Here is a 13,356-nt window from a genome sequence, read left to right on the forward strand (position 1 = left end):
CAGATTTACTTGGTCCGAGTTAAAAATAAATGAAGTTCATCCGGTGTAACTATTGGAATAGTTCTTTTTTTGTCCTTCCTGTACTTTATTAATGAAATTATTTCCATAATTACCATTGATACAGATAAGGCTTTTGTGGCTCTTGTTACTGCAACATATAACAAATTTAATTCATCATTAATAAATATTAGATTCTGTTTTTGTTTTGGTGTTTTCTCAATATATTCAACTAATGAAACATAATCATCATCAATCTCAATATATTCCCATTCAAGTCCTTTCGATGAATGTGCAGTTACAAGCGTTAAATCAGCATCATTGTAATTATTAACTGCTGCTTCTTTAATTTTATCAACCAGCTCTAGAATATCAGGCTCATTTTCAATTAGGTGTATCGTCCTTTTCAACGTATTGTCGCCTGAGTTTTCTGCAACGCTTACAACCCGATCCCAATTTGGATAGTCGTATAAAAATGCTTTTCTCTTAATCATTTTAGTATTGCCGATATACAGATAGTAAAAATCAGCAATATCGTCTAAAGCATACCTATCAATACCACCTACGAAGAACACTTTTTTACCGCATCTTCCAGCGTCAATTGCATTGATCAACACAGATAGATTGGTGCGTGAAATCACAGTTCTAGGGAAGATACTCTTGACTTCAGCTTTACTTATGAGCCTATCAGTAATACCTGTCGTTTTAAGGCTTACAGTCTCTCCTTTTAACATCAGTATGGCATTTGCGATAGCAGCCACACATCGTCCAAACCGATATGACGTGGTTAGACGCAATATCTGAGCTCCATCACGTACAGATGCATCTAGGGCATCATTTGCCCCACGCCAGCGGTTGATCATCTGGTGCGTATCACCTACAAAGATTCGTTTGCATTCACATTTATCTAGCAATGCCTTTGTTACTAAGTTGGCATCCTGTGCTTCATCAAACAAAATGATGTCGAACCATGTATGTAGAGGAGGGGCGACCAACTGAAAATATTTTATGTAAAAGTCAGGGGGAGCAGGAAAGTCACTTTTAGGATCAGCTTGTAATTCAAAAATGAGTTTTGCATTTTCTAATGCGCGTTTCTTAACATTTTCAGCATGTTTTTTACCATTCCCTGTATTCTCTGTTGGAACGTGATGTATCTGTAACGAATAATCAGCGGACCTATAATAATTATTTAGAGTCTCGATTATGAGGAATTGTAATTGAACAGAGGTAATATTTAGCAGCCTCGCAACATCGAATCCATTGAAATTAAACTTCATTTTGAACTTCAAGTTTTTCAAATACCGATATGCCATTGCATGAGTAGTGATCACTTTAGTATTTGACGGGAATTTTTGTGAGGCTTCTGTCTGTATGCCCTTGTTGTAGGCTAAGTACAAAATGCGTTTATCAGGATTACGCTTTGCCAGTTGAGTCAATATGAACGTTTTGCCCGAACCTGCATAAGCCTGACAACAAATATACTTTGCATCAGAGGCTAAAATTGCTTCTTGTTCTTGAGAAAGCGTGATTTTTGGCATACCTATCAGTCCATTACTGTGCAAAGTAATCGAGAGTACCATAGAAAAAAAACGATTTTCGAGAGGAAGAATACGTGAGGGGTATCTAATTTTAAGATGCAATAATATTACGTATATTCAATAAGTTAAAATGGCAAGGTAATTTCTGGCTAGATAAATCTCGCAAGTCACGAAAAGCAGTGATAGTGTACGATTTATCAAATCGTATATATTCAGTGTGATTAATGACGATTTGAGGGAGCCGATTCATAGCCACGACCAAGTTTTTATGAACCGGCAATATTTCGTATAATTAAAGAGGTACTTCCATGTCAAAACAACATGACACTGTTGACTATACCATACGTGGTAACTCTATGGCAGTAGACAAAGTAGTTACTCAGCTCGCTGCCGCATCCGGTATACCAAAATCTACTTTTCTTCGAAATAAATTAGAAGAAATATTTCAAAATCGGTATGACCAGTATGCAGCATCAAGTTCGCTGGTTGCTGCTTATGATGAAATTTTGGCAAGAGATCTTGGTACGACCATAAAACAGGTTCCCGTAGATAACGCTATGGCTACACCTGATAAAGTAGCTCTTTGTGAAATACTGAACATCAAGGAGGATCGTCAGCTAGAGAATATTCTGATTGATAACGGAAAGTACATATTGCAAAGAGCACGTCAAACAATGCTTGGCAATGGAAACGTCCCCGTTCTTACGGCTAATTCTCTTTGGTTTGCATTATTCTGTGAACTAGCTGGCTCTGAGATATCTCAAATTAATTTAGCAGAAACTAAAATTTTTAACCCATATAATACTAACCACGGTTATTACAAATATTTTGAAAATATAAACGCTATTCGTGTGAATAAAGGAATGAAACCGGTGCCCCTTCGAGAAGCTAACAAGGAAACGAGCCATTGCCATGTACGTATCTATAAACCTGAAAATTATCAATTTGGGGCATGGCACGTAGAGATTACTCTAAGTAAAAAATCCGGACCAATCATGGAAGGTATTGGAATAAATTATCCAGATATCAAGCATAGAATATTTATAGCAGATAAGGCTTCTGGTTATTCAACTGCGGTTCTATATGATGATAAAGATTGGGAGAATGGTTTTTTAATTAAAAATGGAGGTTCTCATTTTGATTTATATTCAAATGGAATTCCAGAGGAAGAAAATCCAACACCAATTATTGAAGTAGCTGAAGTATTGGCTGACCATATCAATAATATTATTTTGAAGAATTTATAATGCTTCTATAAAAATAAAGCCGTATAAAAATACGGCTTTATTATTCAAGAAATACAACCAAGGTATTATAAGACAGGCAAAACTGTTGTAACAGCTACTGAAGAAGTCATAATGCCATTGATGATATCAGGAGCGTAGTACAGACCAATTGCCGCACCAACTGCCACAGCAAAGGTCATTAACGACTGACGAACAACCGCCGCCGCAATACCAACAACGACAATCAGACCCACTAACACACGACCTAATGACCCCTGCATATATGCAGTGATTTGCATCCATACTTCTTTGAAACCGGACTGCTCGGTTCCTTTGCCATAGGCAAACATAACTGCCAGTGCCGCTACACATAACACTGCTAAAACCACGAAAAGCACTTTTTTGGTATCAATTTTCGGCATGGCACATGTTTTTACTAATTGCATATCTAACCCTTCTATATTTACAGTATTAAATTGACAGCAAACTACTATCAACGTGGATTTTACATTTACTAATTAATATTTATCTTTTATAAGGTTGCTAAAACGAATTGGTTTTATTGTGATTTTTTCATCATGGCTTCGATGGTGTTTACAAACATATCCATTGGTACAGCACCTTCTATCACACGTTTATCACCAGTTTTATTATCAACTATTACCGTTGTAGGAGTGCCTGAAACACCAAGAGCTCGGCTTTCTGCCTTGTCTTTATCTAAAGTTAACTTTACAGAGTCAGTTTTAAGACATGTGTTATACGCAACAGGGTCTAACTCAAACATTCCGATCATATCTGCGGTAGCAAAATCAAATTCATGATTCCCCCACATTGAAATGATCTTCCAGTGATTGTCAGTGTTTTGAGCACCAGCACATAGCATTTTCACGGCATAATCAGTAGCATTTGGCTCGTGGAATGGTAGAGGGCTGTTTTTCCATTTCCAATTGACTAAACCACCATTCGCCTTATCAACTAGTGTTTTAGGGGTAGATGCGAAACGTTGGCAATATGGACATTGGAAATCCATGTACGTTACAAGTGAAAATCTCGCATTCTCATTGCCATAAGTTAGTGTGTTGGAATCAAGCTGGACTTGGGAAAGATTGAGATCTGGTTCTTCAGGTTGAGCTTCAGGCTGTTGGACCGGCTCAGTATTTTCGGACAGAGACAAGATTTTGCTTAAAGACTGGTTTACACCAGCACTTTCTGTTTTTGTAGCATTTTGAATAGTAATTGACGAAGCCAATAGTGCATTCGTTTCCTTTAACTCACTTGTGGTTAAATAGGTACTGGTTATTCCTACGCCAACCATTGTAGTTAAAAGCGCAATCACTGATTTTTGATACGTTGATAATTTATTCATAATGAAAAATACCTTTCTACTTTATTGCAGGTGATGGCTCGTTTTGGTTATTAATATAGATTTTCATCCGGTAGTTTTTGAGAGAATCGGGTTCTCCATTTTGCAAAATAGCCAATTCTTCATTAGTTAATTTATGCTCCGGATCTGAACAGTATTTTTCTTTAATACGAATATATTCATTTCGAGAATTTCTATTTTCAGGTGTTTCCTTCAGAAAATAGCTTCGTGAATTTTCTCCGCAAAACGATGGTAATTCGGGTTTGGCATATATGTGTGATGAACTACTGCGAGCCAAACTACTTATTAATAGGTCTGTATGAAAGCTACGGTCCACAGGAATATGCTTTTTGCCTTGGTCGTAGATCTCGTATGGTGATGCAATAACGTGCCTGTACCCTTGTTGTCGCAATGATGCTCCCCCCCTATTCGTATCTTTCCAATTTTCACGATAGGTATAGTCAGCAGGATAAGTAGCTGTTACTGCTTTTCGGGCAATTCGCTTATCAATTACGTCATTGGCTGTACCGCCATAACCCGATTCAATGCTAATTGTGGATGTTTTTACATAATTTCCGCACCCAAATATGGGCTTATCTGCGCTACTGCAACCTGATAAGGATGTCGCAAGCAGACAACAAAATATAAATGACTTTTTCATCTAAGTTCCTCACTGAAAATCGTGGTGAGTATGAACTATTTAGGTGCAGTTTTTCCCGATATAACAATGCAAAACGGTTCTAATTATGAAATTGCAAATTTAAAAACAGGTAACATTGTTGCATCAAAAAATCCAAAAAATTTAGAGAAGCAGGTTCACCGAATGTTTATAAATTGGTTAAAATCCATACTGAAATCAGGGAAAGATCCCTTCTCGGTAGATGTGTCAACATTGCCAGATATGCAGGACTCACAGCATTCCATACTTCAAAAAGGTGAGATTGAAATTCCCGATGATATTAAATCTCAAATAGAAACATTCAAAATGCCGATTGGATATCCGCCAAAAATTGAAGGATATCCTGCAAGAATCAGCGGAAAACAATTGCTGATTAAAACCCAAGCGGAAATGATCACAAAAATCAAAAGAGAAATGCAAATCGGTGAGCTATTTGATGAATTGGTCATGCCACTACTATGTAATACTGCTGATTTCATACACTTACTACCAGCTTCTGAAGCACATCACCACAGAGCTCAAGGAGGGCTTTTACGACACAGTTTAGAAGTCTGTTACATCGCAGTTAAGCACACAAAGACCACGGACTTTGATAGCAATGAAACCCCTGAAGAACGGTCTGCTAACGCTTTGAAATGGCGTCTTGCAGTGGCTGTAACTGCATTACTGCACGACATTGGTAAACCAGTGTCTGACTATGAAATTTGGGATCAGACTGGTGTATATCAGTGGAAACCTAGTGGAAAAAACCTGTTTCATTGGGCTGTTGAACACGACATAGAAAGGTATTTTTTACAGTGGAACAAGAAAAGACATAATAATCATAGAATTATAGCACCTTCGCTTATTGATAAAATTGTTCCTGCGAAAGTGATAGAACTACTTCAACAAAATAGTAAAAACCTATATTTCAAAGTCATAGAGGCAATTTCTAACAGCGATAACATGGAACAGGCGGATAAAAAAGCAATCAATGGCAATCAGTTGTTTAATATTCTGTTACTCGCAGACCGAGCCTCTGTTGCAAATGACCTCAAATTGACATCAGGTGATGCGATACGCGCTGCCGGTTCTGGTGTATCAACAATTCAGCGTCTGGTTGATACTATGCGCCAATTTATATCATCAGGTCGTTGGACCCCAAACGTTCCTCCAAGTCCGATTTGGTCAACGCCAGATGGGGTCTACATTATTTGGGCTAGTGCCGCTGAAGAATTATGCAAAGAGATAAAAAACCTTGGAATTTTTATCCCACAATCAGCAGATAGTTTAGGTGAGATACTATTAGCTCATGATGTAATCATTGAAGCGCCAAGAGGTTCACTCTATTGGAAGATTGCACCAAAAAAGTTACTCAAATCGGCGTCGTTTATAAAAGATCCAGACACGTTCTTTTACTGCGTGAAATTAGCTTCAGACGAATTATTATTTGGCGAAAATATAAAACCAACACATGCATCTGTTTATGTCAAAAACGAAACGAGTTGGGTTAGTTTTGAACCAAAAACTGGAACTAATGTAGAAATCACAGGTGAAAAAACTGAACCAACTATCGTAAACAAAGATTTTAAGCATCAACCGATTGATATTGTAGATAAAATAATAAATGATACACCTCCAGAATCTGATAATGTAACTAGCATAATGGAAACGCTTGAAGAACTAGCCATTATCGAGCCGGTATGTAATGAACAAGCCGTTGAAGTACCTGAAGTTCAAGTTATAGCAGCATGTGATCTCAAGATACAGGGTGGTGATACACTGCCAGTAGGCAATCCTGCTTCTGAGATAACCCATAAACACAGCCTAGGGTTAAAAGAACGGATTATTGCCATGAGTAAACCGTCAGTAGCACTACCAATGAAATCACTGACTGATATACCAGTAGCTACTCAATTATCTGAGCAGAAATCATTGTTTGCAGACGTGAAACTTGATGACACCGACTCCGTAGAGATTACAACTCAAAAGGGTATGCATAGTGATATCTATATTACAGCTGATCTTCATATCAGAGAGGCTTTTGAAATATATCTATTAGGGCTTTCAAAAGAACAGTTAATTAGCAACATAAATCAAAATCACTTACTGGTTGATGATAAACTCGAAATACCCTCGGCATGGAAAGCCAGAAGCCCTCAAGCATCACGTTCTAAAGATGACGAAGCGCTGGTGCTTTTAAGATCAAATTTCTATCTTGTTTTGAAAAAAGAATTACTCATTGATGTATTTATCATCACAGGATTTTCTGAAATTGAACAAATGTTAAATCCAGCCATTCCTGACTTAGCAACCTCATTAATTGAAGATGTCATATTTTCTATTCACAATGAAAACGACATTTCCGAAAACCAATTTAAAACGATTCAATATATAGAGCTGAGTCGGACTGAACTTATTGAAATATCTGCTAAGTTGGGGGTGTCTCAAACGACATTCAAACAAATCATGGCTGTTAGTTTTGAAAGCTACAACAGCCATTTTGGACTTCAATTTATGCGAGAAAAACAATGAGTGATTGGAAACATTTAATGCCATTTCGTACTAACTACGAGATGTATGAAGTTTGTGGGTGGGGAACCGGTGTATTAGCTACGGTAGGTGTTGGTGCATATCTCTCAATGCCTTTTACTGCTACGCTATCTGCTGCTGCGATACAAAGCATTTTCGCCATGAAATCATTACCAAATGCAATTAAAATTGCAGTCTTGCATAAAAACCTGAAAACCAGACCAGCTCCTACGTTTACTTCAGCCTATGATGTTGTCAAAGAAATGATGAACAATCGCGACACGACATTGATAGGTAAAGGATTTACATGGCGGCATGAGCATGGTCAACGGGCGTATGAAATTTTAAAAAGCGGTGTTGCTGACAGGTTTTTACCCGATGATCATGAAAGCATGGGACATGGCTGGATTCATAAATTAGGGAATTCAAATGAGTGGATCAGCGTACCTGATGATTTAATGACGCTACATACGTCATTAACTGGTACTACGGGTTCCGGTAAAACGACTCTTTACAAATTACTTATTCTGCAAGCCGCTTTAAAACGGCAACCTCTTATTCTCATTGACCCTAAAAATGATGAGGAACTTGCGGATTACATGTATAAGTGCATGAAACTAATGGAACGAGAAGATGATTTTTATTATCTTTCCATTGCACACTTGGATAAATCCAACCGGATTTCACCAATATCAAATTATTCCAACTCAACTGAAGTAGCCAGCCGTATTATTTCTGTTATCCAGAAGGCTGATAACACAACTGATCCATTTATTTCATTTGCGACAATGACGTTGACAACTATTGTGCAGTTGATGAATTTCGCAAACGTAAAGCCTACTCTTGTAAATATAAAAGCACAGCTTGGTACTAATTTGGGTAATTTTGCTGAATTACTTGTTAAAGCAATCGACAAATTAGGATATGAGCTATTTCCTGATGTATACGACTCACTTCTTGATCGTAGATTAGAACATCAATCAATGACTAGAACGACAGGAACTATCGAGAACCATGCCGGAATAAGAATCACTATCTATCTGAATGATATTGCAAAAATTAAGGAATATACATTCATTAAAAGTGGAATTGACCTATTTCAGCATAATCGTGAACATTTCCAAAAGATGATATTAACAGCACTACCTGTATTAAGTATGTTAACTAGTGATGGGTTAGATGAAGTATTGTCACCGTCCAGTGAGAATATTGATGATGAAAGAGTCATTACTAATATGAAAGATATCATCAATACAAACGGAATGATGTATTTAGGGCTTAATTCTCTTGCCGATGGTGATAAAGGAAACGCCGTTGGCTCAATATTTCTAAGCGATATCACTGCTGTTGCGGCTGATATTTATAACTATGCCAAACCGCGTGGTGAAAAGAAACGCGACACAAATATTCTTATTGATGAAGCTGCTGAAGTTATCAACGATCAGGTTATTCGGCTTCAAAATAAAGGGAGAGGGGCAGGGTTTAAGTTATTCATTGCCTCACAGTCTACCACTGACTACGTTGCAACCCTTGGCTCTGAAGCGAAAAAAGAACAAGTTAGTATAAATGCGAACCATAACATTGCATTACGGACTATCAATATTCAAGGTCAAAAAGATTTAATAGAAAGAATACCAACTACAAATTTCAAGTACATCCAAAGAGGGCATGGTACGAGTTCGGGGGAAGATCCAGAAAAAATCACCGGAAGTATTGGTGAGCGATTGATGGAGGTTGAGAGTGAGTTATTTCCTCCACAACTATTAGGAAACCTCCCAAATCTAGAGTTTTGCGCTATTTTAAAAGCGGGGAATATATGTAAAGGTCAAATTCCAATTGTACAATTACCAACCAGCGAAAAAGAAGTATTAAAGTTAAAGATGCTAATCAAAGAATTTAATAAGGCACGTTAAATGGATAATATTGTCCCAGAGTATGAGTTTAGATCCAATGCAAGCGACATATATTTTGGTCGTTTTCTTCTCCAGTGGAATATTTGTAGCCGTCAGATCATATTAATGCTTCTATCTATGAAGGACACTGAATTTGAAACCATTTTCTGTGACTACTTCAACGAACAAATTGAGAAATATTATCAAAGAAAAAAAACTGATTTGAAGATTTCAGATTGGGACAATCTAGCAATAGTCATTTCAAAATCCATAGTTTTTCTTTCAAAGTTAAATAACACTTCGCCTTTAGATGAATATCACAAGTATAAATTCCCTGAAAGGTTAGATAATAGCGTTATTTCCAGTTTCTAAAGAGGTTATTAATGTCAGCCGATACACAATCTAACGGTAGTTCAATTAAAAAACTGTTACTTACGGTAACAGTTTTACTCATTATCATGTCATTGTTTATCCCTGCTGAATGGTATAAATCAAACATGGTTAGCGAGTTAAAAATGGGCGAATTGATTACTGGTAAAAGTGGTTTTCATAGCCAGATTCTCCCATTTGCCAATGAGTTATATAATGACTTTTTTGTTCAAACCGGTATCAACTCTGCATTAACAAATTACTATGCACCATTGCCAGTGTCAGTTGACCCGCTGGAGCAAACGTTTAACAATATAAGTGGGATTTTCTATCCATTTTTCATTAACTTAGCGAAAATGATAAATTACCATAACTATATGATTGTGTATCGTATGGCTCTTTTATCATTTTGGTTGCCGTTCTTTTGTATCATTTTAGTACCCTCACTCATTGCCGGTGTTTGCAGATGGAAGCGGAAGCAATACGACTTCTCATATGTATCACCCTTTTTAAACAGACGTAGTATGAAGCTCATAGGGTTGACTGTTTTCTTGGTTGCAGTATCAATTTTGATACCACTGCCCGTACCACCAGTTATAAATGCAGTCATGACATTATTTGTCATACCTACTTCCATTATTTTAATGATCAGTAATCTCCCTAAGCAAATCTAAAAACAATCATCATTGTTTTAATACCCTTCTGCCAAAAAAAACCCCGATAGATTGGTACATTATGCCTCTGTCGGGGGGTCCTATGCTTAATAAATCCAGTCATTTAATTACGTCAGTTTTAGCGAGTATTTTTGTTTTCAATATCATTACGTTGGCTGTCAATTTTCATTTGTCTAACTCGCTTAGAACATTTAACAGCGATATTTCAAAAGTCACATTGAGCTCTGTCTATCTTGAAGATGAAAGCGAACTTGTATTGAAGTTATTTGAGCTCACTAAAGATGAACTCGAAGCGTCTAATCAAATGCCACAAAGGAAAATGATTTCTCGTAGCGATTTAATAGAACTTGGTCAGAAGAAATGAAAAAAATAACTTTTACACACGTCAGTGTTGTTGCTCTTGCATCGTTAACTGCTTTTACCGGTATGAAAACATACTTTTTAAATGCTGATATGAATGAAATTCAGATAGCAGTTGACAGTATTGAAATACCTAAAATAGCCAATGATGATGATTTGGCGAACTTTTTTAGCACGTATATCGCTGCAACTGGTTATAAACCAACAACCCTAAAAACACCTGAACAAATCTCAGAGAGCAATAAAAGTACACTCGAACAACCATCACCAACGAATGATCGCGTTTACGGGAACATAAATGCACCGTTTTTATTGATTCACTATTCTGATTTTGAGTGTCCGTATTGCGGTCAGGGGTTTCCTGAATTACTCGATTTCGTTGATTCATCCGGCGGTAACGTAGCTCTTGTGTTCAAACACACACTTGGTCATGGTCAACGCTCGCTGTATCTATCAACGTTGACAGAGTGTGCGTATGAGCAAAAAGGTAATTATGGTTTTTTTGAAGTTGCGAAATTCATTTTCGATTCTCAACGAAGTGGCGGATTTAGCACGCCTATTGCTCAATTAGCAAGTAGTTATAGTCTCGATGAGACAGCGTTTCAGAGCTGTGTAAACAGCAATAGCAGCAACGCGAAAATTTTATTCGATACACAAGAAGCCATTGGTCTTAACTTTGACCGAACTCCAAGCACTATCGTTTCATATCAAGAAAAAGCGGTTCCGTTACAAGGCGCAGTTCCATTAAACGAAATCAAAGCAGTAATGGGACAGTTAACACAAGTCAATTAGTTGATATATAAGGTATTTAAAATGAGTAAGGTAGTAAATATATCTCACAGTGTTGATGATCCACCTAAGCTATTTTTCTGGACCGTTGACGAGCTATTTCCATTCATGGTCATGATCGGTATTGGAGTTTTTACTGGAAAATTATTAACCATGATCGCGGTTGGCGTTGTTCTTAGCAAGATATATGGACGTTTTCTTGATAAAGCATCTGATAAATATTTAGCCCATTTGGTCTACTGGCGATTTGGCATCGGTGACAACAAAATTACATTTATTCCTGATTCATTTGACAGAGAATTCTACTGATGAAATTTTTCAAAATGACAAAAACAGTTTCCAGACTACAGGAAACATCAAAAGTCCTATCACTATCTAATTTATGCACTGGCTTCATTGCGATTGGGTTACTGTTCCTTCTGTATGGAAAGAATGAAAAGATCATAATTGTGCCGCCTAACTTACAAACAACTGGCTGGATTGATGAAAATGAAGGTTCTACGGCATATATGCAATCGTGGGCGAGTTATATCGCAACGTTACTTGGCAATACTAATCCCTCATCAGTAAATTTCGTTAAATCCTCATTAGCGCCGTTTCTTTCTCCCAATAGCTACCAACGGATTATGCTAAGTATTGATGATGCTATCAGTCAGATAAATCGTGACCGTGTATCACTGTCATTTACACCAACTCGTATTTCAACAGACCCGAAAGCGAAGGGCGTCTACTTTGTCGAGGGTTCACAAGAAGTTAAAAGTGTAACAGGAAGAACTACGACTAAGACAGTTCATTACATTGTCACAGTTTATATTCGTGGCTATAAGCCCGTTATCGAAGATATTCAATTAAAGAATGGTGATGCATATTTGCCGACGTATGAGCAGGAAGCAAACGGCGGTGTGTTACCAGATGATTCACAGTCTAAAGATATTATTGAAGGAAGTAGAGTAAATGATTAATTATCAGGCTAAGTTCAATTGTAAGGTTCTGCTTCTTTCACTAGCTTTGAGCTCATTCGCTTCAGCGAAAACCATTTCTGTCTATGGTCAGGATCAACAACCTTCAGGCGGTGCTGAGAATCAATCCAGCTCGATTAAAGAGATTGCTTCAGACGACTTAAATATTCAACCGGTGCCATCGTCTGTCATTTCATCAAAAGCTAAAACTAATTCCCGTATGACATACACAATTCGTTCAGGTGAAAACACGTTAATTCCAGTCTCATTAGGACAACCTAACAGAATTGTTACACCGTTTTCAGAACCGGTTGTTCAAACGATAAAAAAGAATGAAATAAAAATAAGACAGGAGGGTAATGTAATTTACTTTACTGCATTCAAAGATAATCCTGTTGCTATGTACATCACGAATAAAGGTGATGAAAGTAAAGCAATTTCACTATCCCTGCACCCACAAAAAAGACCGCCTGTTGAAGCAACTCTACTTTTAGAAAAAGACGATGAAAACGTGGCTGTATATAACAGTGGCAAGTATTACACCCCTACAGCCTCGGGTAATAAGGAAGTCGCAGATAAATGGGAAAAAAGTGATTCATACACTCGCACAATCACTAAATTACTAAGAAATGTCGCATTGGGTGATGTACCTGCTGGCTATGAAATTATGGGGATCAACAATGCAGGTATTTCTGTACCCAATTGTGCGTTCAGAACAAATAGCCCACAAGATAATATCAAATACACATTTAGCGAAGGACAGTATCTGTCAGGCAGTAATTTCGGCGTAATAATTGGGGTTGCTAAAAACATTGGTAACACAACCGTCACTGTTGATGAGTCACTGTGTACACATCCAAGATTAGCTGCAAGAGCTCTATGGAGCAATAACACGTTAGAACCGCAGCAATCGACTGAGGCTTACTTTGTGATTCGTAAATCTAATACGTCAGAGGAAACTCGTTCTGAAAATTCTCGCCCACGTCTAGCGGAGTAATG

At 37.4% G+C, this 13,356-nt stretch carries 14 protein-coding genes; 10 read left to right on the forward strand and 4 right to left on the reverse strand.

Going from position 1 to position 13,356, the window contains the following annotated elements; translation table 11 throughout:
- Positions 1–5 precede the first annotated feature (5 nt).
- Positions 6–1,535 carry a UvrD-helicase domain-containing protein gene (locus ABN099_RS17520; RefSeq protein ID WP_167759269.1) on the reverse strand — a complete coding sequence of 510 codons (1,530 nt, stop codon included), beginning with the start codon at positions 1,533–1,535 and terminating at the stop codon, positions 6–8.
- Positions 1,536–1,843: 308 nt separating this feature from the next.
- Between ABN099_RS17520 and ABN099_RS17525 the strand changes: the two genes are divergently transcribed.
- A complete protein-coding gene (locus tag ABN099_RS17525) occupies positions 1,844–2,782 on the forward strand; it encodes a hypothetical protein (protein WP_099660712.1) in 939 nt (312 codons plus the stop codon).
- Between the two features lie 65 nt (positions 2,783–2,847).
- Here ABN099_RS17525 and traA read toward each other — a convergent pair whose 3' ends face one another.
- From traA to ABN099_RS17540, 3 genes are all read right to left on the reverse strand, one after another.
- Positions 2,848–3,150, reverse strand: coding sequence for a TraA family conjugative transfer protein (gene traA / locus ABN099_RS17530; RefSeq protein WP_245220354.1), 303 nt, complete (start codon positions 3,148–3,150; stop codon positions 2,848–2,850).
- A gap of 170 nt (positions 3,151–3,320) precedes the next feature.
- On the reverse strand, positions 3,321–4,127 hold the full coding sequence (locus tag ABN099_RS17535; protein WP_135017219.1) for a DsbA family protein: 807 nt from the start codon (positions 4,125–4,127) through the stop codon (positions 3,321–3,323).
- A gap of 16 nt (positions 4,128–4,143) precedes the next feature.
- The gene (locus tag ABN099_RS17540) at positions 4,144–4,785 is read right to left on the reverse strand and encodes a hypothetical protein (protein WP_048607622.1); all 642 of its coding nucleotides are present in this window, start codon (positions 4,783–4,785) and stop codon (positions 4,144–4,146) included.
- A gap of 30 nt (positions 4,786–4,815) precedes the next feature.
- Here ABN099_RS17540 and mobH point away from each other — a divergent pair, with 30 nt between their 5' ends.
- The 9 genes from mobH (at position 4,816) to ABN099_RS17585 (ending at position 13,354) form a co-directional block, all read left to right on the forward strand.
- The gene (gene mobH / locus ABN099_RS17545; RefSeq protein ID WP_048607620.1) at positions 4,816–7,317 is read left to right on the forward strand and encodes a MobH family relaxase; all 2,502 of its coding nucleotides are present in this window, start codon (positions 4,816–4,818) and stop codon (positions 7,315–7,317) included.
- Positions 7,314–9,227 carry a conjugative transfer system coupling protein TraD gene (traD, locus tag ABN099_RS17550; RefSeq protein ID WP_048607619.1) on the forward strand — a complete coding sequence of 638 codons (1,914 nt, stop codon included), beginning with the start codon at positions 7,314–7,316 and terminating at the stop codon, positions 9,225–9,227. Before mobH ends, traD begins: the two co-directional genes overlap by 4 nt.
- A complete protein-coding gene (locus ABN099_RS17555; protein ID WP_048607617.1) occupies positions 9,228–9,578 on the forward strand; it encodes a hypothetical protein in 351 nt (116 codons plus the stop codon).
- An 11-nt stretch (positions 9,579–9,589) separates the two neighbouring features.
- The gene (locus tag ABN099_RS17560; RefSeq protein WP_048607615.1) at positions 9,590–10,249 is read left to right on the forward strand and encodes a DUF4400 domain-containing protein; all 660 of its coding nucleotides are present in this window, start codon (positions 9,590–9,592) and stop codon (positions 10,247–10,249) included.
- An 82-nt stretch (positions 10,250–10,331) separates the two neighbouring features.
- The gene (locus ABN099_RS17565; protein WP_048607613.1) at positions 10,332–10,613 is read left to right on the forward strand and encodes a hypothetical protein; all 282 of its coding nucleotides are present in this window, start codon (positions 10,332–10,334) and stop codon (positions 10,611–10,613) included.
- Between the two features lie 62 nt (positions 10,614–10,675).
- Positions 10,676–11,401 (forward strand): DsbA family protein, encoded by a 726-nt coding sequence (locus ABN099_RS17570; protein ID WP_284551781.1) that lies wholly within the window; start codon positions 10,676–10,678, stop codon positions 11,399–11,401.
- A gap of 21 nt (positions 11,402–11,422) precedes the next feature.
- A complete protein-coding gene (gene traL, locus ABN099_RS17575; RefSeq protein WP_023159936.1) occupies positions 11,423–11,707 on the forward strand; it encodes a type IV conjugative transfer system protein TraL in 285 nt (94 codons plus the stop codon).
- On the forward strand, positions 11,707–12,360 hold the full coding sequence (locus tag ABN099_RS17580) for a TraE/TraK family type IV conjugative transfer system protein (RefSeq protein WP_048607610.1): 654 nt from the start codon (positions 11,707–11,709) through the stop codon (positions 12,358–12,360). The genes traL and ABN099_RS17580 overlap by 1 nt, the downstream gene beginning before the upstream one ends.
- A 46-nt stretch (positions 12,361–12,406) precedes the next feature.
- Entirely contained in the window at positions 12,407–13,354 is a 948-nt protein-coding gene (locus tag ABN099_RS17585) for a TraK domain-containing protein (protein ID WP_167759270.1), read from the forward strand.
- Positions 13,355–13,356 lie beyond the last annotated feature (2 nt).

This window comes from Proteus hauseri (assembly GCF_040139125.1).
Lineage (GTDB): Bacteria > Pseudomonadota > Gammaproteobacteria > Enterobacterales > Enterobacteriaceae > Proteus > Proteus hauseri_B.